Source organism: Bacillus sp. P14.5 (genome assembly GCF_003316765.1).
Lineage (GTDB): Bacteria > Bacillota > Bacilli > Bacillales > Bacillaceae_B > Rossellomorea.
Genome location: NZ_NIJF01000060.1, coordinates 287187 through 307772 on the forward strand (window position 1 = coordinate 287187; position 20586 = coordinate 307772).

Here is a 20586-nt window from a genome sequence, read left to right on the forward strand (position 1 = left end):
TTTTCACCTCCTTTCAATCTGGTTGAAATCCTGGCGCTTTCCACATGTGAGTGGTCGCCCCTTCATCTGCGAGCCTAAGCTGCCGTTCGTATACAATTCTCCACTTTTCATAGATTTCCAGATAGGTAAAGTGGTTGGATTTCACAGGTTCGTGAATCCGGTCCAATTTCACGACCTTCTCGGCACCTTCTTCAATGGTCGAGTAAATGCCAGCCCCCACCCCTGCATACAGTGCTGTTCCAAGGGCGGCTGATTCTTTGACGACAGGTACTTTCACCCTGACGCCCAGTACATCTGCAAGCGTCTGGCTCCACAGCTTCCCTTTTGAAGCTCCGCCTACGAATATCACCTCTTCTGGATAAAAGTTAGTCACTTCTTCTATCAATTTTAAGTTTCCAAGAGTAATAAGGGCGGCATTTTCCTGCAGCGATCGGAACATTTCCTTCTTCCCTGTCACATTGGGGTCCAGAGTCAAATTAATGAAGGAAGGCGCCGCATGCCTCCAAGAGGAGTAATTCATAGTATCTGAGAAAATCGGGATGATGCCATTCGAACCGACAGGAACATCCTTCGCGGCCTCTTCCAGTAATTCATAAGGATCGCGGCCGCAGATCTTTCCGTTCGCTACCTCTTCCTGACAAAAAGCATCCCGGAACCACCTCATAACGAGACCTGGAAAAAAGGCGATGGTTTCAATCTGCCATAAGTCCTGAACGGCATGGCAGTTCACCCGGATTCTCCCTTCTTTATCAATGAAAGGCCTTTTCGTGTTCACTTCCTGCTGCCAGAAAGAACCTCCTGACACCACCGTTTGACCGTCACCGATGGCTCCTGCCCCGACCGAAGCCATTTGGGCATCTCCGCCGCCGGCCACGACCTTCGTTCCTTGCGCAAGCCCGGTGAGACCGGCAATTTCAGCTCCCACTTCGCCAATCACGGTTCCTGCCTCGTTCACAGGAGTAAAAATCGAATCCTTCAAACCGCATTCCTTTAAATAGCCTGATGCCCAATCTCTTTTATTCAAGTCAAAGATTCCTGTTGTACATCCATTGGAAGGATCGACCTGGAGCGTGCCGGATAATTTATAGAGAATCCAGTCATTCAGCATGGTAATGGCGGATACCCTCTCGTACACCTCAGGAAGGTGATTTTTCAGCCAAAGAATTCTTGGAATGGCACCGAGGGCAAACGTCTGTCCAGATAATTCATACAGCTTTGCTTCCAGCTCCTCATGGTTCTCTTTTAAATAAGAAACTTCTTCTGAAGCCCTGGAATCGACGTTCGCACACGCCCACACTTCCTTGCCATTACTATCATAGAGGACGATTCCCTCTCTCATGCTTGTGGCACTGATCCCTTTAATCCTCTTCGGATCTACGCCAGTCTCCTTCAGCAAGTTCCGGACACAGCCTACAAGTAAGGACCAGTTCGCTTCATAGTCAAATCCCATTGAGCCTGGATATCTTTCATCAGAAAGGTGTATCCACTCCTCCTGCGAGCAGCCAATCTGATTTCCTTCAGAATCGAACAAAACAGCACGAAGACTTCCGGTTCCTGCATCAAATGCGAGAATGTAATCCACTTTTTATCCTAACCTCCATTTCCAATAAAGATCTGGCCGTCTCCTCATCTGTAATCAAGACGTGCACATACTCTCCTTTTAACGCACCGTAAATAGCTTCTACCTTCTTCCGTCCCCCTGCGACAGCAATGACATTTTGCGATTCTTTTAACCTGGATAGAGGAGTTCCGATCAGCCTTTTATGATGAGGCAGATCTAGCACCGCCCCGTTTTTGTCGTAAAATTGTCCCAGGATATCACCGACTGCCTGCTGCTGCTTAATGTAGGTCAGCTCATTCACGGTCATCTTTTCTTCCTGAATGATGGTGGCATCCGGGTAGACGCCGCCGATACCGACTACATTGAATTTTGAGAGATTGGCAAGATCAAGAATGTCTTTAATGGAAGGTTCCAGGAGAAAGCTGTCGGCCATTTCCTCTGATGAAGCCAGGAACGGAGCCGGGATGACATGGATTTCTTGAAAGTTCTCCATCCCTCCATCCTGTGACCGCCGGCTTTGCAAGTAGTAGTTGACTCCTCCTGTCAGGGTCACGACGGAGATATTCCGGCTCGGTTCCATGGAAAGAAAATCAACAGTCTTGCTGATGGCCCTTCCCCATCCCAGGCCGATGATGTCATTTTCCTGCAGCTTGTTCTGTAAATATTGTGATGCCGCCCTCGATAAAGAGCTGCTGATTTCTTTCTCTTTATGGGGAGTGGGAATAATGAAGGCATCCTTTACGGCAAAAACACTCTTGAACTCCTCTTCGATCTCAAGACAATTCCTGTCATGTCCTTTTATATGAAACTGTACGATACCTTCGCCTCTTGCTTTTTCCAGAAGACGGACCACCCTTGCTCTTGATATATCCAATAGATTGGCAATTTCATTCTGCGTCAGGTTGTCTTTGTAGTAATACCAGGCAACCCGGATCATCATATTTTCGGCATACACATCTTCTGTCATTGATCTCTCACCCTCTGTACAAATGTTCGTTCGAAAATTTTTTGTTCAGTCTTACGCAGAGTATATGGAGCCCTTGGAAATTTCAGAACCCCAAAAAGAAAAAGTGTCTTCCTGATGAAAGTACTTGTAATAAATTCGAAACCAACTGTGTAAATAAGTAAAAAGCGCCTAAAAAGGATTGAACATAATTTCAGAACGGTTCTTTTTGTTCAAATGTAAGCGTTTACTATTAACTACAGGTGGTGAGATTACAGTGAAAGAAACGGCCGCTCCTCTTTTCCGTGCCGTCAACATTCATAAATCTTTTTCCGGAAACTCGGTATTAAAGGGAATATCACTGAATTTACATGAGGGAGAAGTTCACGCGCTCGTAGGAGGCAATGGAGCAGGGAAATCCACTTTAATGAAGATCATAACAGGGTTATATAAGCTCGATGAAGGCACACTCGAGGTTTCAGGAAAAGAAGTTTCCTTCTCCTCTCCGGCAGATGCCCATACACACGGAATATATCTTGTCCCGCAAGAACCGCTCATTTTCCCGAACATGACCGTCCAGGAAAACATCCTGATTGGAGTGCCAGGGAAAAAAAAGGCTTTGATAAAAAAATTGAGGAAACCATCAGTCAGCTTCACTGGAGAATCGATCTTCAAAGAAGTGCCGCATCCCTTTCCATTGCGGAGCAGCAGCTTGTTGAAATTCTGCGAGGATTAACACGTGAAGCGAAAATATTGATTCTCGATGAACCCACTTCCACATTGACCTTTGGAGAAATCGATTCTCTATTCAAAGCAATCAAAACACTTACCAGTGAAGGACTTGGCGTTTTCTATATCACCCACCGCTTTCCGGAGATCTTCATGCTTTCCAATACGGTCTCTATCCTGCGTGATGGACTGGTGTCAGTTCAAGGACCGACCGCAGCCTTTACGTACGACTCACTGCTTCAGGGATTGATTCCTGCCAATACGAAAAACCAGAACCTGGAGAATCCAGCGATGGAGTTTTCTGCAGAGAATGTGGACGCCCAAACGGTCCTCTCGGTTGAAAATTTATCCGGCAGCCGATTTCATGATATTTCATTCCAGTTGAAAAAAGGTGAAATACTTGGAATCGCCGGAGTGGTCGGAGCCGGCCGGACCGAATTGGCAGAAGCCATCTTCGGACTCACCAAAGTCACGTCAGGCACCATTTCCTTCTGCAATGAAAATATGAATCCTTTATCGGTGAAGCAGCGAATCCATAAAGGGTTGGTGTATGTTCCCGAAGACCGAAAGCTTCACGGAGTCTTTTCCATTACCTCCATTCAAAGCAATATATCTTCCACACTCCTTCACCGCTGGAAAGGCTTCTTGCTTCCATTCGGCAGGGAAAGGAGCACGGCCCATACTTATTTGAAAAATCTGAGAATTAGAGCCACAAGCGAAAAACAGCTTCTCAGTGATTTATCAGGTGGGAATCAGCAGAAAGTCGTGCTGTCCAAATATCTTGCTGCCGATCCAAAAGTGATGATTCTTGATGAACCGACGAGAGGAATTGATGCGAGTGCCCGCAATGATATCTACAGAATCATCAAAGACCTTAGAGCCACAGGTCTCGCCGTCCTCCTGATATCCTCCGACATGGAAGAAATCGAGAAACTCAGTGACCGGGTTCTGGTCATGCATCAAGGAAGTACGGTGAAGGTCCTGTCCCATGAGGAGATCACCAAAGACGCCATTGCGACCCATGCCTTCGGTGCCAAAAATGAGGTGGTGTGATAAATGATCCGATTCCTTAAAACCCGTGAATTATCCATTGTTCTATTAATGGTTGCGTATATTCTCCTGGTCGGTGCGGTCAATCCGGATTTTCTTGCCGGTGACTCACTTTCCTTGCTCGTCAAAGCCAGTGTCATTCTGATAGTCATGGCCATTGGTCAATCCTTCGTCCTTCTTACTTCCAATATTGATGTTTCAGTGGGATCGATCATGGGGTTTTCCGCTGCCATCTGCGGCACCCTCTTGACTTCCGGTTTATCTCCCTGGCTCATGGTTCCGATCGTCCTCTTCGTTGGTGGAGTTATCGGCTTTCTGAACGGCATCGGGGTCTCCTTTTTCCGCATTCCTTCTATAATAATGACCCTTGGGATGCTCGGTGTTGTAAGAGGAAGCATGCTTCTCTATACAGAAGGAATGTGGATCGAGGACATCCCGAATTATTTTAAAAAGCTGTCCTCTCTCAAAATGGTTGGAATCACGCTCCCTGTATGGATCGCAATCGTTCTTTTGGTGGCAACCCATCTTCTTTTGAAGAAAACGAAGATCGGCCAATACTTCTATGCCGTCGGCGACAATGTCGAAGGAGCCAGGCTGGTTGGGATCCCGGTCAGGAAAATGACCCTTGCTGCCTTTGTCATATCCGGTATGTCCGCGTCCATCGCGGGAATGTTTTTCGTCATGAATATCGGCTTTGTTCCCAATCAGACGGGAAGCGGGATGGAGCTGCAAGTCATCGCAGCCGCCGTACTTGGGGGTGTCAGCCTTTCCGGTGGTTTGGGAAGTGTGTTCGGAGCCGGGATCGGCGCTGTTTTCTTCACCATCATCAACAACTCACTGATCTTCTTAAAAATTCCGTCCTACTATAACTCTGCCATCTCGGGACTGCTCCTACTTCTGATCGTCGTCGGAGATTCGAAGCTTCAAAAATACTTGAAAGAGAAAACGTACAAACAGCGGGAACATCAACTGATGAAGCTTCAGTCCCGCCAAGGAGGTGTTGAAGATGTTACAAAAACTTAAGCTCTTTCTAATCTGGGAGACCTTTCTCACCTTCTTCTTCGTCTTCATCCTGCTCTCCTTTGGACTGATGATTCCCGGATTTCTCGATATGAGCAATCTTCTCTACAGCATCAATGACTTCGCTTATATCGCACTGGCTGCGATTCCGATGACCTTTGTGATCATTACAGGCGGAATTGATGTGTCAGTGGGATCGATCATGGGTCTCTCTTCCATCACACTCGGTGTTCTATGGATGAATGGCATGGATATCTGGCTCGCTTTGATAGTGACCCTGCTTATATCCGCGGCTGCCGGCTTTGTCAATGGCATCATTGTCGCCACGACTGACGTTCAGCCCCTTGTCGTAACCCTTGGCGGAATGTTTTTATTCGCAGGAATCGCCCTTGTCCTTTCCGGCGGCTCAAGCGCTTCCGGCTATGAAGGGATCAGCGGCTTTCCGAACGGTTTCGTGGAATTGGCAAACGGCCAGCTGCTCGGTATCCCGAACTCAATCTGGCTTCTGATTTCGACCATTCTTCTATTCGGTGCCCTTCTCCATCTAACGCGTTACGGACGTAACGTCTACTTAGTTGGAATTAATATAAAGGCGGCAAGATACAGCGGCATATCGACAAAATGGACCCTCATGAGCACCTATATGCTCTCGGGGCTTGGAGGTGGTATCAGCGGCATCATCCTCACATCCTACTTCAGCTCGGCACGGTCAGACCTTGGTGGGGACGCCGTCCTGCCCGTCATCACCGCAGTGGTGCTCGGCGGCACAAGCATCTTCGGAGGAAAAGGCAGCATCTATGGAACGGCTATTGCCAGCTTGATCATCGGCATCATGCAGTACGGCCTTCAAATGGCCAGCATGACCAGCCAGCAAACCAGCGTCGTTATCGGTCTCATGTTGATTTTCTCGGTTTTGTTCCGGAACACAGATTGGCAGAGTGTCAAAAAACTTTTTCACTATGCATCTAATGTGAGTCATAAAAAAGGAGGAATATAAAGTGAAACACATCAAACCGCTTGCTTTACTTCTTAGTATGGTACTGATTATCGGGTCCTTGATGGCATGTGGAAAATCAAATGGTGACAGCGGCAAGAAAGATGCGAAGCTTGCCTTCATCCCCAAACTGACAGGTGTCGGCTTCTTCACATCCGGCGGTGAGGGTGCAAAAGAAATGGCCGATTCACTCGGAGTCGATTTAAAGTACGACGGACCGTCAGAAGCATCTGTATCCGGCCAGGTGAAATACATCAATAACTTTGTCAATCAAGGATATGACGCATTGATGATCTCCTCCGTATCCGTAGACGGGTTGAGTCAATCCTTGCAGCGTGCCAAGGAAAAAGGCGTCAAGATCCTGACTTGGGACTCTGATGTTAAACCTGAAGACCGTTCCTTCTATATCAATCAAGGAACTCCCGATCAATTGGCACAGCTGCTGATCCAGATGACATCAGACCAAATCGGCGATTCCGGAAAAGTAGCCTTCTTCTACTCCAGCCCTACCGTGACAGACCAGAACCAATGGGTTACAAAAGCCAAAGAAATCATCGCCGAAAAATACCCGAACTGGGAAATCGTCACCACCCAATACGGTGAAAATGACGCACAGAAATCCCTTACCGTCGGAGAAAGCATTCTGAAGACATACCCTGATATCGACGCCGTCATCTGCCCGGACGCCACCGCCCTCCCTGCCATGGCTCAGGCAGCAGAAAACTTGGAAAAAGCAGGTGAAGTCGTCGTTACCGGCTTCTCGACACCAAACGTCATGCGCGACTATGTTAAACGCGACACCGTTAAACAATTCGGCCTATGGGATGTTAAGAAACAAGGAGCACTTGCCGCTTATGTAGCGTACCTCATGACTGTTGAAGGAAAAGACCTTAAAGTCGGCGATGAATTTGATGTTCCTGAGGTTGGAAAAGTGAAAATCGAACCGAATAGTATTCAAGGGTATGACTATGAAGCAGAGGACAGTGGGATTATCCTGCTGCCGGAGCGTGTGGTGTTTACGAAGGATAATATTGATGATTATGATTTTTGATGTGGTTGATCATCCAGTAAGAGATGGTCTTTTCTAAAGCTCTATTTGATCGTGGCGGTATAAGAGTAAAGGATTTCCGCTCCAGGCGCACGACTCCGCGGGGCGGGCGTTGAGCCTCCTCGAGAGGAAGGTTCCGTTCCAGTGGGTACGGAACCCGGGTCTCACCTGTCCCGCTATTCCCGCAGGAGGTCGTTCGCCTTCCGCTCCAATCCTCCTTTGCAAAAAAGGTGAAGGTTAAAATACCATTGAAAAATGTTCAGGATTAAAAATACCGTTCAACTTAACAAAGCACATTATCCCATCTAACGAAAAAGGACTTCTGGCCACTAAGGCAGAAGTTCTTTTTCTTTATTCCTCTTTCCTTATCAACTTATCAAGAGCCTTCCCAGCTGTAATCAACCCACGCTAAAAATAAACAACTACAGGATACAGGGGCAGATTTCTGTCAACAGCAAAAATTTATATTTAAATTTTAGTTTTAAGCTTTTTCATCTTAACTAAGTGCTCTATTCTAAACTCCATTATTTAAACAAATCACCAACTTCAAGCCTCCATATCATATGGTGATTCCCTTCTCCCCAATAATCCTGAAAAAAATAATGTGGATCTCCAAACTTCTTTTTCCAAATACTTTGAGAACTAACATAGCCGCTATCTAAACAAAATTCCTCTATACCTTTTAAATGCAGGGTTGAATACATCTTATTTAATAATAAATTTGCTACTCCCTTCCTACGATAGTCAGGATGCACAAAAACTGTACCCACTTCGATAAGATCCTTTAATGACCCATCTGTCAAATTTCTTATTAGTTCGCTTGCTTCACCATATTCAATTGTACCGATGATTCTATCTCCATCTACAGCAATGAGGAAAAATCGCTGTTCACCATTGCTTTCTAAATCACTTTGTAAATAAGCTTTCTTACTTTCAATTTCGTCTTCCATATCCTTAACCTTATCCGCTATACCCTCTTTATTAAATACATCCGTTATGACAGTTTTGAAAAAATGATGCAACTCTTTTATATCCCTGCCACTTGGCCTTCTAATCTCTGAATTAAGCACTCTGAAACCTCCTTTTATGACATATACCTTAATCTTTTCAAAAATATTTCTTTTTGAATTAATACCAAAGATGAAAACAAATAAGTTTCCGCTTCAGGCTTATGTCTCTGTTTCAATTGCATTAATCTTTTATACTTGGACGGTTAAGAGGTCTCATAAAAAATATTCACATGCTATAGGGTCTTCGCAGTTTTATTAACCTGAATGTAAGCTTTTCTTACCTGATTATGAAAACTTGGTGGAAATAGGGTACCCCTCCCTATGTCACATTCATCTATCCTGCTTTTCATGCTTTTTCCACTTCAAGTAGTTATAGAGGAGTTCCACGATTAAGAGAACAAAGAAAAAAACGGATATTAGCAGAGTTTCATTGAAATTAAATTCACCCCAAACTGATATACCAATGAGTAATAAAACCACTATAGGAATATTCCATAAAGCACGAATCATTCTTCTTCTATAACTCAGTCTGTAATAGGCATATACAAATCCTTTATCCTTCTTTTCTTTATTTCTATAAATCAACGCGAAAAGTAGAGAGACAATAAGACTGATGAGTATTATTATAAAGAGTAGTTCAATTGGCATTGTAATTCATCTCCTTCTATTCAGATGCCAAGATAAAATAATCTTGAAGGATAAAGGGAAGGATACTTGTTCCTCCCGTTTATATATTTATTCCTATATATGCAACCAAAACTATAAAAAATGCAATCGTCTCCAAATTAATGAAATAAGGGTTCGCTTTAATCTCAGCGAGGTATGTAATCGGATTGACCATGCTGGTTTTGACAAGCAGCAGTAAATAATAAATTGAAAGTAAACTAAACAGGCTCATCAGACTGGCCATAAGAAATTCACCAGATTGCCAGAATGCTATGGCTAAAAACAGAGCCCAGATGCCCTTTAATACATTCGCAAATACCTCATAAGGACCTCCAAATGCTGCGAACATCCACGTATCCCGCTCTTCCCAGGAGCCTGATTTCCGTCCTTCTTTCACGGAATGGACCAAGTGTCCTGTCTGAATCATCATCGTGATCACCAGCATGGATAAATAAACGATTCCAAAAACCGACCCGATGATCAGTAACTCATTTTCTGTTATTTTATAGATTGCTATTGGAATAGGAAGCCATATGGCATACATCAAAGCCATCAATAGATGGAGAAACCCATACTCCTCGTTTTGGTTAAGCTTTTGGAAAAATACGGCTACTAGTATAAATAGAGTTATCCCTATATAGCCGCATATTAGTGTGGATAAAATCACTTAACTCCCGCCTTAAGTCTTAAGTTTAATACAGCCTTGATTGTAAAAGAAAAGTTTCCCCCTTCACTCAGTAATGATCATTTGTGCTATCTTTATAGTCTGCAGTTCCCTTTGAACAGTGCTAATTGATGAAATGCTGCTCTTAGATCGCGCAGCCAATTCATCAGGTAACTCTTGAATTTTTTTCATAGAAGCAACTAAATCTCTTTCTAAACTTTTGTTTGTATCTGTTTGAATTTCATTTTCTTTCCAAAACTGAATTGCCTCTAGTGTATTTTTCCCCATCTCCTGTATTGAATTAAAAAGTGATCCAGTTTTATCTACTGTAATTAAAACACTTGAAGATAGATCAAAGGCTTTACGAGCTTCTATAGTAGAATTTCTTAATTCATCAATTTGAAAAATTAAGTTAGCGTTAAGATCTTGTTCAATTTGAAGTAACTGATCAATGCTTTTTCTTTTTGATATTTTTCAAATAAAGTATCTAACTTTTTATGAGAGTCACTCATTTCTTTTTTATAACTGTTAGGTTCTCCAAATCAAGTAATATACTATTAATTTCATCAAGTTGAATCTTTGTTAAAGCTAAATTAGTACTTATTTTAGTACTTAAGTTATCACCTATGTTTCCTACAATAGGAATATCAACAATTGTTTTGACTCCTTTAACGAGAGTAAATGCTGATTCGATTTTGCCAATGGAATCCCTTATAAGATCTAAATTATCGTTTAGCCACTCAACATTTTTAACTAATATATTTATATCCTCATTGTATTTTTCTAAGTCACTTATTATTTTTGGCAGTTCTTGATCTATCACTTTTAGCGAATTATTTTTAGCCTCATTGACTTGGTTTTTCAATGCCATATATTCTGTTGTGGTATTAGCCTCTTCATTAGAATAAATTTCTTCTGGGTCACCAGCACTATTGTTACCAACTATTTGACTTGCAGTATATCCGATTAAACCAGATATTAGCATTGATGAAAAAATGGTAATAGGAAACCAAGACTTTTGAAATGCGTTCTTCTGGTTATTTACAGTCCTTTTCTTCTCATCTTCCATTTGCTGCATATACCTCCTAAGTTCCGGACATTCTTCTTTATAAAACCCAACATTCAACATTTGAAAAAACAATAAATGTAAAATTCTCGATTAATAATATTATACTACGTTTTTCTGAAACTTTTCTTAAAGATAAGGGTCAACATTTTACATGCTAATTATATTTTGTTTAGACTTATCAATTAACCTAGCAGTTGCGTAGTATCCGTTTACTCCGTAATACATAAGCAGACTGATATTCTCTGGTACCATTCTTTTTACAAATGGTAAATCTCACGTTAAAGGTGTTACATATTCAGGGGCTGTTATCAAATAATTTTTAATTATTTTGTGTAGGACACATAATCAACCCAAAAACACATTACTATCATTTAATAGGTCAGAACCAATATCACTTAGGAAAGTTGCAGACATGTTATTATAGAAAAAAGCCTATCTGACCCAAAAAAAAATTGAGCTCATCAAAGGCTCAATTTAGTGATTGAAACGGAAAGGATTTATTGCGTATTTCTAATTTTTAATCCTATGATAAGGTTGAAATTGAGGTGATTTAGCTTTGTGGGCTATTCTAATATTAGGAATGTATCTAATTATTGCTATCAGTGTGGTAATTCTCCTGACTGTACCTACTATTTTGGTATATAAGTTAGTATTGAAAAAAATTCATTATTTTTACTCCTTATTACTTTTAGTGTATCCATTTTTAATATTCGTTTTTGGCAATATGCTTGTAAATCGAGGGAAAAAATTAAACCTAGAAGATTTAACCTCTCGAATGGCACAGGGAGAAGATACACATATCTTTTCTATAGACGCAGGTACCTCGTCAATTTTTTTCGGTTATAGTTTTCTAATTGGGGTTGTACCGATTGTATTTGTGGTTTTAGTCATTATAATTTTAAGGTTTATTAAAAAATAGGATTGTCTACATAAACGTATCATCCCCATAATTGCATACGCTTCTTTGCCAAGTAATCGTCTTTTGAATCCACCATTTAAGTTCACACCTGCTTACTGGGATTGAGGCACCGTTATTCAGTTCCTAAGCTATACCTAATCTTTAATTTATTCCCCTTGCCTTTTCAACTGATCCAGCGTATTTCCAGCAACATCTCTCCACTCCGTCCACCCATTTGCTCGTCTTGCCAAAACAGTACCGGCGGCCGCACTTGGTGAACTAAAGATGTGGTCCTCAACAAACTTTAGAACATTCCCCTCTTCGACCAATACGCCGTTTTCCTTTAGCTCTCTTCGCATGTTTTCTATCCAATTACCCGCGGTGGCGGATTCGACCAGATTGCATACCGAGTCTTTTAATACCACAAAACCTTCGTTCGTATATTCACCTTTGGCATGTGCATCTTTTCCTTTACAGTAATAGATCTCCTTCGCTTCATCACTAATCAGCTTTTCAAAGATAGGATACCCTAAAGCAGATAACAAGGTTTTCATAGTTTCAAAGTTATCCATTAAGTCAGCCACCATTGGCTCAGGCAAGGAAGATTGTGTAGGAATATTCCCATTTACTAATTTATACCGACCGATCTTCATGGCTTCTTTATAGAAAAAGGATTCCAGGTATTTAACATGAGACTTTGTAAAACTGCTGGTTTTGGAAACGGCCACGACAGCAACATTCCAAAAGTCTTTATTTACGTCTCTATTGTGCTGCCTTAAGCGATCGAAACAGTTTTCCGCTTCTCCAATATACACACTCGGCTTTCCATCAGTGTCTGACTTTCCAAACAGAAAATAAACCCCTACACTCTTTACTTCCTCTCTAAGGTTCATCTCTGTCAATTTATTACGCGGAATTAATATAAGTTGAACGATACGAGTCGTTACTTCAGCTATTTTAATGCTGGTTGGTGAACCATCAGGCATGTAAATTTGAATGGTTTTTCCCAGGTTCATGTATTAGTACCTCCCTAACTCTCTTTAATAGAAATTCAATCTTTTCTTAGACTAGCATATTTTTGAAGTTCAAAGACATCCTCTCTCTTTTTTCTACTTCAAAAATTTTTTCAGTAGGTATTCCATATATACCCAATTTATTGCCTATAGACAGTTTAACCCTCTTTCATCTCTTTGAATAATAGAGTTAAAAGGATGATAAAGAGATGGACGAAATAGAAAAAGAGTATGTAAAACAGATAGGAAAGCACATACGCGGCCACCGGCAACGGCTGAATATGACTATTGCCCAGTTGTCTGAAGCATCAGGAATAGACCCCACTCACATAGGTAAAATCGAAAGAGGCAAAGCTCACCCCGGAATCGTAACAGTTGCCAAAATTGCGACTGGACTTAACCTGCCAGACCCCCACCTTTTATCGATGGAATCCAAGGAGAAATTTTACCCTCTGCCGATAAAGCCCTTATATTAATCTTACATATCGGAGGAGAAACCCTCCTCCTTAAATTATTTCCCATAAGGAGAGGCTCTATGAAAAAAGAACTTTGGTACATACAGGACAAAAAAGTCTTCATCTATACCTTGATTGGCTTTCAAGAACCGGGTGGATATGGGGAAGTGCATATCAGGAGTAAAACAAAAACGATCCATATATTCAGGGGATACGATAGAAGTATAGTTTTGAAGGAAGCCAGGAGAGAAATGAACACCCTGCTTATGCATCAGACAACGGAAAGAAATTAATTTATACCACTGTGACAGTCCAAGCGTCTGATGGCAATGTAGATTTGAATAGAATCAAAAAAAGGCAGAAAACTTCTGCCTTTTTGTTATGTAGTAACCAGGATGGTTTATTGCTCACTATTCAATAAAATTCACTTCAATAGATGAACGCTCAACCTTGAAGTATAAGTGATAACCCTTTGCATCTTTTGAAAACATCGGTACATGATAATCATAAACATAGTCAAGAAATGCTTTTAAATCAGAATCATACCTTGAAAAAACCCATTCCTCATTGCTGTGTATAAAATCTTCTGCTTCTTCTAGGGTGGAAAAATTGAGATCTGCATCTAATTGCTCACTGGTGTCTACGTTGAAACATTTAACGAAAAACATAATAACACCTCCCCTATTTATCTACTTAATTCGACATATGAGGGGGAATTCCTTTTTAAAATATCTTCATTTAATAATTATTAACTCAACCATGTTGGAAAAGTTCCACTCCTATACCACTCTCTAGTTTATGCATATTTATGGTCATCATCTACTGCCACAAAGTAGCCTCCCCAAATTCTGCTTGAACCAATGACTTCCTCCAGGGTTATGCCAGAGGAGTAAAATCAAAATCCTAGCGATACTATATCTATACCACTAGGATGAAGGACTAAGGATTATAAGCTTTCAATTTTTTTCATATCTTCATCGGATAACACGAAATCGAAAAGATCTAGATTAGCTGCTTGATTTTCACGGTTGTGAGATTTAGGAATAACGACCACACCACGTTGGATTTGGTATTTTAGTAGTACTTGGGCGCCAGACTTTTTGTAGGCTTCACCGATTTCATTCAATACTTCTTTCTGATGTGCCTCGGCTTTCATAGGTCCCCATGCTACAGGTGTTATATCCTCTTCCTTTACTACAGCAAGGAGATCTTTGTTCGGTTCTTTCAGGTTAATTTGTATTTGATTAACGGCTGGCTTCACTTTAGCGAATTCTTTCAATTCTTCCAAATGTTCTTTTCGAAAGTTTGAAACGCCGATTGCTTTCAGTTTGCCCGCTTCGTAATATTCTTCAAAGACTTCCCATGTGTTTTGAAGTTGTCCTTTGTCTTCGATAGGAAAGTGAATAAGAAGCAGATCAAGATAGTCTGTTTGAAAGTTTTTAAGACTGTTATCGATCGCTGCCCGAGTTGCCTCCTTTGAAGCAATATATTCTTCTTCGGCAGGAACTTTTGTCGTAATAAATAACTCTTCACGAGGCACTGTACTTTCTGATAAAACCCTTCCGACAAGTTCTTCGTTTCGATACATGATGGCTGCATCTATTGAACGGTAACCCAGCTCAAGTGCTGATAGAAGTTCAGGAATGTCATTTGTTATCGCCCCATTATAATCCCTATTTTCTTTTCCATACGTATTTGTACCTGTACCAATAATCGGCATTTTCAACCCATTATTAAGTGTTATGTATTCCATATTTTTAAGCACTCCCTCTGTATACTTTTATTTTTCTGCTTACAAATTACATCATATCAAATTAACGAATTTTCAAAAAACAATCCGTACGACCAGTCCTGTTGATTATGAATAGTTGTCTTATTATTGTAGCAGCATATCGACGTGAGGGATATTATCCTCTAAATTGGTTTCAGATATAGGCTGAAAACCAAAAGAACCATAGAATTTTCTCAAATAATCCTGTGCTTGAATTTTTACAGTGGTTTCATTTAACTCTTTCTCGATAAACTCCAGCCCTTTACTTAAAAGTTCATCTGCAAGCCCTTGACCCCTGTATTCTTTCTTAACAAAAACTCTTCCTATAGAAACTTCTTGATAAGAAACACCTGCTGGCAAAATCCTTAAATACGCAATGATTTCTCCATCGTCTTCTTTAAAAAGATGATATGAAGAAGGATCTTTACCATCAACTTCGAGGTAGGGACAATTTTGTTCCACCACAAAAACTATAGTTCTTTCTCTTAAAAGATTATATAATTCAGTATTTGTTAGCTCATCGAATTTTTTTATATTCCAGCTCATTGAATTCCACCTCTATTTCTTTTAAAAAGTACATGATAATGTTTTGAAATCAACCTTTATCATATCAGCAAACTTTTCTAAAATGAACTAACAGGTGTTGCTTTAAGTGAAATTCATCAAATAATTCCCATCATGGTAAACAGTCTGTAATTCTTTGGCTAATCGTTCTTTGACTGACTTCTTTTTAATCATAATAAAGCCTCCTGTTATAATAATGTCATGCTGCTAGCATGCATGGTTATTATACGGGAGGCTTTCCTTTATTCTAATTATAGTGGGCCTGCATTACGCAAAGGGTGGCTCTTTTCTCCGCATTGACTGGTGAATACAGCCAAGAGATCTTACCACCCTTGGCATCTTTTTTTACCACTCAACATATTAACCATTAGAAGTATGCCTGATCTTGCTTTTCCAAATACAAGTGTAAGAATTCCATTAGTCCTGTAATTGAGTACTAACCGGTGGGGCACAGTGACAGAAATTTTACGAAAAGCAGGAAGCTATTTGCTCCCTGCCTTAATTGTATGAGATAGTTTTCTTGGTTTACCGGTTTACCTCATCCTAAATTCGTATGGAATATTGGTCAATTTTTCTTAATGGTTTCCGTAGCCCATTTATGCCATTTTAATAAGGATAGTCCAGTCCGAGTCTTGGAAGCATCTTTCCATTCTTTATTTAGGATTCCAGATACTATTGTACCTACTTCTTTTGCATTTGGGACTATATCATTTTCTTTGATGTACCTTTCGATTAATTGTATTGTTTCAGTCTCAAGAACCTTTCTAGCAACGACTATTTCATAATCATCATAAACGTTTACTAAAGATAAAATGTCAGCATGCTTTATTGCTAATCCCAGAGACTTTAACACTGATATAGCATTCCTTAAGCCTAACTTTTTTAATTCTTTTTCATTATTTACTCCATTTCTAATTTGCTTTATTAATTCTAATACTCTTTCTGCTGGAGCAGCCCCTAAAAATGGATTAATTCTCACATTCGCCGAAATCCTACCATTAGGAATTAAGAGTTGTTTTGGAAGAGGAGATTTTTCCGATAAATAGGTAACTTTCCCATGACTAAATCTAATGATATTTAACCCCATAAACCAATTTATTACCCTATTGATATAAACACCGAATGTTTTTTCTGTAAATTGAGATTCTTTGTATAAAGAAATGAATGTATTTTCGAATTCTTTAAATGTTATTCCAAAGCCTTCTCCATATTGGTCAGATAATGTCTTTAATAAGATATGACTACTGAAAAATGAATGTACTTTATTGATTGCCTCTATTTCTGTCTCCTGTAAGAGGGTTATTTTTTCATCTTGTCTAGTAACATTTCCAAACATAACCATGTCCCGAACAAGATTCTCAGTTGCTTTAATACTAATCTTTAAGTTTCTTGCTATGTCAGATAAAGACATTTCACTTTCATTTAGCAACAGCTGTAAAAGATCATTGAATTTACTTAAATTACCTTGAGGTATATAAGTTATAGTTATATGAGGAACTGAACCTGTTAATACATAATCTTTAAAGATATCCCAGTATAAAATTAACTTATGTGCTTTTCGTATTATCAACCTTCTATTCAATAAGGCATGTACCGTCTCACTACCGAAATCTTGGTCAATTTTAAAGAAATCTGCAGGTGATTCAGTAGCAATTCTCTTCAAACATGCTAACTCTGAAGAAGACAACTCACTTAAGTCTCTTTCAAATAAAGATTCAATATCAAGTCCCTTCCCCATGATTTCATTTTGTTCAATCCCATTTTTAATAAGAGAATGAACATGGATACACAGTTTCTTTAGTAACCATGGATACCCTTGACAATGATCGATAAGGTACTTTTTTAAATTAGGATTTAGAGGCTGTCCCAACTCTTTTGAGAAAATACTTAAAGCCCTATTCATTTCCTTAGGTGTAAAAGTAGAAAGTTGAAATTCTCTTCTCCTATCAGATAAGCTTTGCCACATATAATACGCCGGATGGTCTGTCGGTGTAGTCCCATCTGTTTTCCAGGCAAACCCGAGGACAATATTTTCTTTTGCTGAATCAATTGCTAAAGATAACTTTCTTATGCTTTCAAATAGATCTGCCAATTCATTCTTGGAAAATATTTCTTCAAATTGATCAAAACATAAAACAAGCACCTTATTCTCTTCTCTTAAGGTTTGCAAAAGTTCTACCACACCTTCACTCGACAAAGGATTGGTTACACTATTTATAACTACTTCTTTTAATGGCTTTCTAATAAATCCTTCGTTAATTGCCGAATGAAAGCAAGATAGCAACGACAATTCTCCATATCTTCGTGAAGTTGCAGCGCGAACATCTACAGCATGAACAAAGTATTTAGTTTTATTTCTTCTACTCTTTGACTTTGATACTAGTTTAAGTAATGCAGAACTCTTGCCCCAACCAGAAGGGGCTTTGATAGCTAAAAGTCGAGTACTAGTCTCATTTTCTACAACAGCACTACAAAACTTAAACATATCACGGAGTAGATCTTCTCTTCCTACAAAATCTTTAGGTCTCGATGGTCTATAATCTGCCCATTGATCTCCGCCTGTCACTGTTGCAATATTGCTAAGTTCTTCTGTAATCTCTTCTGTAATTATTTTACTTTCCTCATTTAATTCGCTAGTTATAAATTCCAAATCGCTTAATGAAGAGTGTAACTTTGAAACCGAATTAATAACTTCCTTATCGGTAATCAATTTTGAATTTTCCGCATCATACAATATGACACCAAAAGGTACACCTGCAGAAACATGTAGAACCTTAACCGCCCAGAACCTTCCAAATTCAGTTATTAATAAAGTATTTTCTTCCGCATATGTATTTTTTAAATCTTTAGCCAATCCAAGAGGATTACAAATTTTCCCTGAATCAATTAGCATTTCTACTAATTTATCAGACGTATAAATGTTTAACTTTCTTCTTTCTTCTGGAACTTTATGTGACCATTCTTCTTGAAATCCTTTTGCATCTTTACCTAATGGGCCAGTTGTAAATAACCATCCTGAAGAAACACCTTTAAACAATACGTTCCCTAATAATTTGGTAAACACGTCTGCGGATAAAGTATTTTGATGGGCTTTACATTCTACAAATATTGTTTCACCGTTAACACGATTTTTTGCTAGCAAATCTACTTCCATTGCAGTTATTCTTACTTCATCTACTACTTCATACTGTAGAATGGATAACAGTTCTTTTCCCAATTGCTCTAAAAGTTTACCCTTTTGAGTATTAGTAGCTTTATCCGTTACTACTATTTCAATAAGATTCCCCATCATATTACCACCTTATCATTGACTAATGATTGTTTATACTAAATAGATAAAAATTTTATTATATAAAAATTATACCATTTAAAAAAGACAAATACACTAAGAGGCAAAAGGGAAATGGTGAGACCACTAGATTAGCATTTTATGGAGGAGGGCCAGAATTATAATGTAAAAAATCGCTAAATTTGGTGAAATAAAGAGACGGAGATACAGATTCCTTGTCGCTGCCCGTCCTCTATATAAGTAAGCACCACAGCCTAATTCCATTTAGTCGCATGCTCCCCACACCCAAGAGCAGTAAGACAGAAGGACAGGTTTCTTGTACCAATAAGTCGTTACCTGTCCCTCTCTCCGCATAAAAATAATCTATTAGTAACAGAGGTTTAAAGTGTAACTAAGTTACTCTTTTGATATTCTTTCTGTAACTCCTTAATTTGTTTAAATAATTTTTCAACAGGTCCAATACCAACCCTCTCATATTTGGCTAAAATTAATAGCTCCTGAGGCAATTGACCAACTGTTTTAATTCCATCATGCTGTAATTGTCTTAAGAAGTTTGGAAACCCCTTAAAATATTCTTCACTTAATATTGAACGAGATAAGTCTTCTGTCATAATAACAAACTCTGATCTAAAGAATAAAAATAATTCACCGGGTCTTTCTTGCATAATCTTTATGCGTTTACGTTCTACATCTATAAAAATCTTTAGATCTTTAAAGAGCAGTGCTTCATTCTCTTCCTTATAACGTTTTACTAAAGATGAGATGCCTTCTAAATTTTGCGGCAGTTCACTGATAATTCTTGCCTGTTGTTCTCCTCCAAGAGCAATCATAAATCGTTCTGAGTTTTCAAAACGCTGAGGTAACAAGAATGCGTCGCGTAAGAAATAAGGAATACTGACTCTCTCCCCCTTATATTCTATTATTCTTATCTCTGTATTTCCTGGAGTAATCACCTTTTCTTCCGTAAATTGTTGATCGAGTACTGAAACATTATTATCTAATCGTTCAGCTATTTTGGAAACTTTTTTCAGAACCGATTCTTGCCATTGGCTCAACCTCATGTCTAATTCCTGGACATCATATTTATTAGCATTATCTATAGAAGGCTCTTGATAGGCAGGCATTTCAAATGTAACTTGACCATATACCTCCATATACCACTTCACTAATTCATACAAGCTTTCCCAACTGGAAAGAGCTTCTGAAAAACGAAAGGCTTTTGTATTATGTGCTGCATCATTACCTAATTTTCGTATATTATGCACAGCATCCATTACATCCTTAGTTAATAAACCTTGTGTTTTAAGGAGGTAGATACGTTCATTTAGACCTGAACGTTCCATGTCTGTAATTCCTTCTGTTCTGATTATGCGATTGATGATTTCTTCTACAAATGCTCGAGCGTGAGTCAGCATCATTCGGGGGCTTGTGAAAACGCTATATTCCAAGTCACGAGCAAGTACAGCTAAATCTGTTGAAATCTGTGCAAGAAATTGATAATAATAATCTTGTTTTTTCATAATTAGCACCTTTCCATCTTTATAACCTTTTTCTTTTCTTATACCCCATCTACCTTTACCTTTTCCATCAATAGAAAAAAAGAGATCGGTATCGTCACCATCTTCTCCTTTAAAAATCTCACAATCACTTGAATGAAGGTAAATATTCTTCCTTACTTGTGATTTCAATCTATATAAGAGCTTAAATTAATATCAGTTATTTTAGAGAACTCCTCATAAATACATTCCAGCTCCGCTTCTCCACCTAGATTTTTCATAGCTGGTATAATATCTTTTAACCATTTATTCATCTAGATTATCTCTCCCAATTCTAGTTGTTTAA

At 39.4% G+C, this 20586-nt stretch carries 19 protein-coding genes and 1 pseudogene; 6 read left to right on the top strand and 14 right to left on the bottom strand.

Annotated features, from left to right (window positions below):
* Positions 1-13: 13 nt before the first annotated feature.
* Together lsrK and B9Z54_RS08955 are read right to left on the bottom strand one after the other, a co-directional pair.
* Complete coding sequence (gene lsrK / locus B9Z54_RS08950; RefSeq protein WP_113928058.1) at positions 14-1582, bottom strand: autoinducer-2 kinase; 1569 nt, start codon at positions 1580-1582, stop codon at positions 14-16.
* Positions 1560-2528, bottom strand: coding sequence for a sugar-binding transcriptional regulator (locus B9Z54_RS08955; RefSeq protein WP_113928059.1), 969 nt, complete (start codon positions 2526-2528; stop codon positions 1560-1562). The genes lsrK and B9Z54_RS08955 overlap by 23 nt, the downstream gene beginning before the upstream one ends.
* Before the next feature lie 253 nt (positions 2529-2781).
* Here B9Z54_RS08955 and lsrA point away from each other — a divergent pair.
* The 4 genes and pseudogenes from lsrA (at position 2782) to lsrB (ending at position 7348) form a co-directional block, all read left to right on the top strand.
* A pseudogene (gene lsrA / locus B9Z54_RS08965) lies at positions 2782-4286 on the top strand (autoinducer 2 ABC transporter ATP-binding protein LsrA).
* Positions 4287-4289: 3 nt separating this feature from the next.
* Positions 4290-5306, top strand: a complete 1017-nt coding sequence (locus B9Z54_RS08970; RefSeq protein WP_113928062.1) for an ABC transporter permease — start codon at positions 4290-4292, stop codon at positions 5304-5306.
* Positions 5290-6300 carry an ABC transporter permease gene (locus tag B9Z54_RS08975; RefSeq protein ID WP_240189852.1) on the top strand — a complete coding sequence of 337 codons (1011 nt, stop codon included), beginning with the start codon at positions 5290-5292 and terminating at the stop codon, positions 6298-6300. Before B9Z54_RS08970 ends, B9Z54_RS08975 begins: the two co-directional genes overlap by 17 nt.
* Positions 6301-6337: 37 nt before the next feature.
* Positions 6338-7348: an autoinducer 2 ABC transporter substrate-binding protein LsrB gene (gene lsrB, locus B9Z54_RS08980; RefSeq protein WP_113928140.1), complete on the top strand. Its 1011-nt coding sequence runs from the start codon at positions 6338-6340 to the stop codon at positions 7346-7348.
* Positions 7349-7869: 521 nt separating this feature from the next.
* Here the strand turns inward: lsrB and B9Z54_RS08985 are convergent.
* The 6 genes from B9Z54_RS08985 to B9Z54_RS09015 all read right to left on the bottom strand — a co-directional run bounded on the left by B9Z54_RS08985 (position 7870) and on the right by B9Z54_RS09015 (position 12668).
* Positions 7870-8415 carry a GNAT family N-acetyltransferase gene (locus B9Z54_RS08985; RefSeq protein ID WP_113928063.1) on the bottom strand — a complete coding sequence of 182 codons (546 nt, stop codon included), beginning with the start codon at positions 8413-8415 and terminating at the stop codon, positions 7870-7872.
* A 270-nt stretch (positions 8416-8685) separates the two neighbouring features.
* Complete coding sequence (locus tag B9Z54_RS08990) at positions 8686-9003, bottom strand: hypothetical protein (protein WP_113928064.1); 318 nt, start codon at positions 9001-9003, stop codon at positions 8686-8688.
* Positions 9004-9082: 79 nt separating this feature from the next.
* The gene (locus B9Z54_RS08995) at positions 9083-9688 is read right to left on the bottom strand and encodes a hypothetical protein (protein WP_162785148.1); all 606 of its coding nucleotides are present in this window, start codon (positions 9686-9688) and stop codon (positions 9083-9085) included.
* A gap of 63 nt (positions 9689-9751) precedes the next feature.
* Positions 9752-9973 carry a hypothetical protein gene (locus B9Z54_RS09000; RefSeq protein WP_113928066.1) on the bottom strand — a complete coding sequence of 74 codons (222 nt, stop codon included), beginning with the start codon at positions 9971-9973 and terminating at the stop codon, positions 9752-9754.
* Positions 9974-10193: 220 nt separating this feature from the next.
* Positions 10194-10754 (bottom strand): hypothetical protein, encoded by a 561-nt coding sequence (locus B9Z54_RS09005; RefSeq protein WP_162785149.1) that lies wholly within the window; start codon positions 10752-10754, stop codon positions 10194-10196.
* A gap of 1065 nt (positions 10755-11819) precedes the next feature.
* The gene (locus tag B9Z54_RS09015; RefSeq protein ID WP_113928069.1) at positions 11820-12668 is read right to left on the bottom strand and encodes a GIY-YIG nuclease family protein; all 849 of its coding nucleotides are present in this window, start codon (positions 12666-12668) and stop codon (positions 11820-11822) included.
* A gap of 206 nt (positions 12669-12874) precedes the next feature.
* Here B9Z54_RS09015 and B9Z54_RS09020 point away from each other — a divergent pair, with 206 nt between their 5' ends.
* A complete protein-coding gene (locus B9Z54_RS09020; RefSeq protein WP_113928070.1) occupies positions 12875-13141 on the top strand; it encodes a helix-turn-helix domain-containing protein in 267 nt (88 codons plus the stop codon).
* A 59-nt stretch (positions 13142-13200) separates the two neighbouring features.
* Positions 13201-13413, top strand: a complete 213-nt coding sequence (locus B9Z54_RS09025) for a hypothetical protein (RefSeq protein ID WP_113928071.1) — start codon at positions 13201-13203, stop codon at positions 13411-13413.
* A 117-nt stretch (positions 13414-13530) separates the two neighbouring features.
* On the opposite strand, the gene B9Z54_RS09030 is transcribed toward B9Z54_RS09025, so the two are convergent.
* The 6 genes from B9Z54_RS09030 to B9Z54_RS26165 form a co-directional block, all read right to left on the bottom strand.
* Positions 13531-13788, bottom strand: a complete 258-nt coding sequence (locus B9Z54_RS09030) for a hypothetical protein (RefSeq protein ID WP_113928072.1) — start codon at positions 13786-13788, stop codon at positions 13531-13533.
* 278 nt (positions 13789-14066) lie between these two features.
* Positions 14067-14873 carry an aldo/keto reductase gene (locus B9Z54_RS09035; RefSeq protein WP_113928073.1) on the bottom strand — a complete coding sequence of 269 codons (807 nt, stop codon included), beginning with the start codon at positions 14871-14873 and terminating at the stop codon, positions 14067-14069.
* Between the two features lie 123 nt (positions 14874-14996).
* Positions 14997-15437, bottom strand: a complete 441-nt coding sequence (locus tag B9Z54_RS09040; RefSeq protein WP_113928074.1) for a GNAT family N-acetyltransferase — start codon at positions 15435-15437, stop codon at positions 14997-14999.
* 583 nt (positions 15438-16020) lie between these two features.
* The gene (locus B9Z54_RS09045) at positions 16021-18744 is read right to left on the bottom strand and encodes a restriction endonuclease (protein WP_162785150.1); all 2724 of its coding nucleotides are present in this window, start codon (positions 18742-18744) and stop codon (positions 16021-16023) included.
* A 380-nt stretch (positions 18745-19124) separates the two neighbouring features.
* Entirely contained in the window at positions 19125-20432 is a 1308-nt protein-coding gene (locus B9Z54_RS09050; protein WP_240189853.1) for a DUF4145 domain-containing protein, read from the bottom strand.
* Complete coding sequence (locus B9Z54_RS26165; protein WP_275887798.1) at positions 20429-20554, bottom strand: hypothetical protein; 126 nt, start codon at positions 20552-20554, stop codon at positions 20429-20431. The genes B9Z54_RS09050 and B9Z54_RS26165 overlap by 4 nt, the downstream gene beginning before the upstream one ends.
* Positions 20555-20586: the final 32 nt, after the last annotated feature.

Coding starts and splice junctions, on each gene's coding strand:
- B9Z54_RS08990 (WP_113928064.1), bottom strand. CDS start 9,003: ATGCCAATTGAACTACTCTTTATAATAATACTCATCAGTCTTATTGTC.
- B9Z54_RS09035 (WP_113928073.1), bottom strand. CDS start 14,873: ATGGAATACATAACACTTAATAATGGGTTGAAAATGCCGATTATTGGT.
- B9Z54_RS08975 (WP_240189852.1), top strand. CDS start 5,290: ATGTTACAAAAACTTAAGCTCTTTCTAATCTGGGAGACCTTTCTCACC.
- B9Z54_RS09040 (WP_113928074.1), bottom strand. CDS start 15,437: ATGAGCTGGAATATAAAAAAATTCGATGAGCTAACAAATACTGAATTA.
- B9Z54_RS09005 (WP_162785149.1), bottom strand. CDS start 10,754: ATGGAAGATGAGAAGAAAAGGACTGTAAATAACCAGAAGAACGCATTT.
- B9Z54_RS09000 (WP_113928066.1), bottom strand. CDS start 9,973: ATGGGGAAAAATACACTAGAGGCAATTCAGTTTTGGAAAGAAAATGAA.
- B9Z54_RS09020 (WP_113928070.1), top strand. CDS start 12,875: ATGGACGAAATAGAAAAAGAGTATGTAAAACAGATAGGAAAGCACATA.
- lsrB (WP_113928140.1), top strand. CDS start 6,338: ATGGTACTGATTATCGGGTCCTTGATGGCATGTGGAAAATCAAATGGT.
- B9Z54_RS08955 (WP_113928059.1), bottom strand. CDS start 2,528: ATGACAGAAGATGTGTATGCCGAAAATATGATGATCCGGGTTGCCTGG.
- B9Z54_RS08970 (WP_113928062.1), top strand. CDS start 4,290: ATGATCCGATTCCTTAAAACCCGTGAATTATCCATTGTTCTATTAATG.
- B9Z54_RS26165 (WP_275887798.1), bottom strand. CDS start 20,554: ATGAATAAATGGTTAAAAGATATTATACCAGCTATGAAAAATCTAGGT.
- B9Z54_RS09025 (WP_113928071.1), top strand. CDS start 13,201: ATGAAAAAAGAACTTTGGTACATACAGGACAAAAAAGTCTTCATCTAT.
- B9Z54_RS09030 (WP_113928072.1), bottom strand. CDS start 13,788: ATGTTTTTCGTTAAATGTTTCAACGTAGACACCAGTGAGCAATTAGAT.
- B9Z54_RS09045 (WP_162785150.1), bottom strand. CDS start 18,744: ATGGGGAATCTTATTGAAATAGTAGTAACGGATAAAGCTACTAATACT.
- B9Z54_RS09015 (WP_113928069.1), bottom strand. CDS start 12,668: ATGAACCTGGGAAAAACCATTCAAATTTACATGCCTGATGGTTCACCA.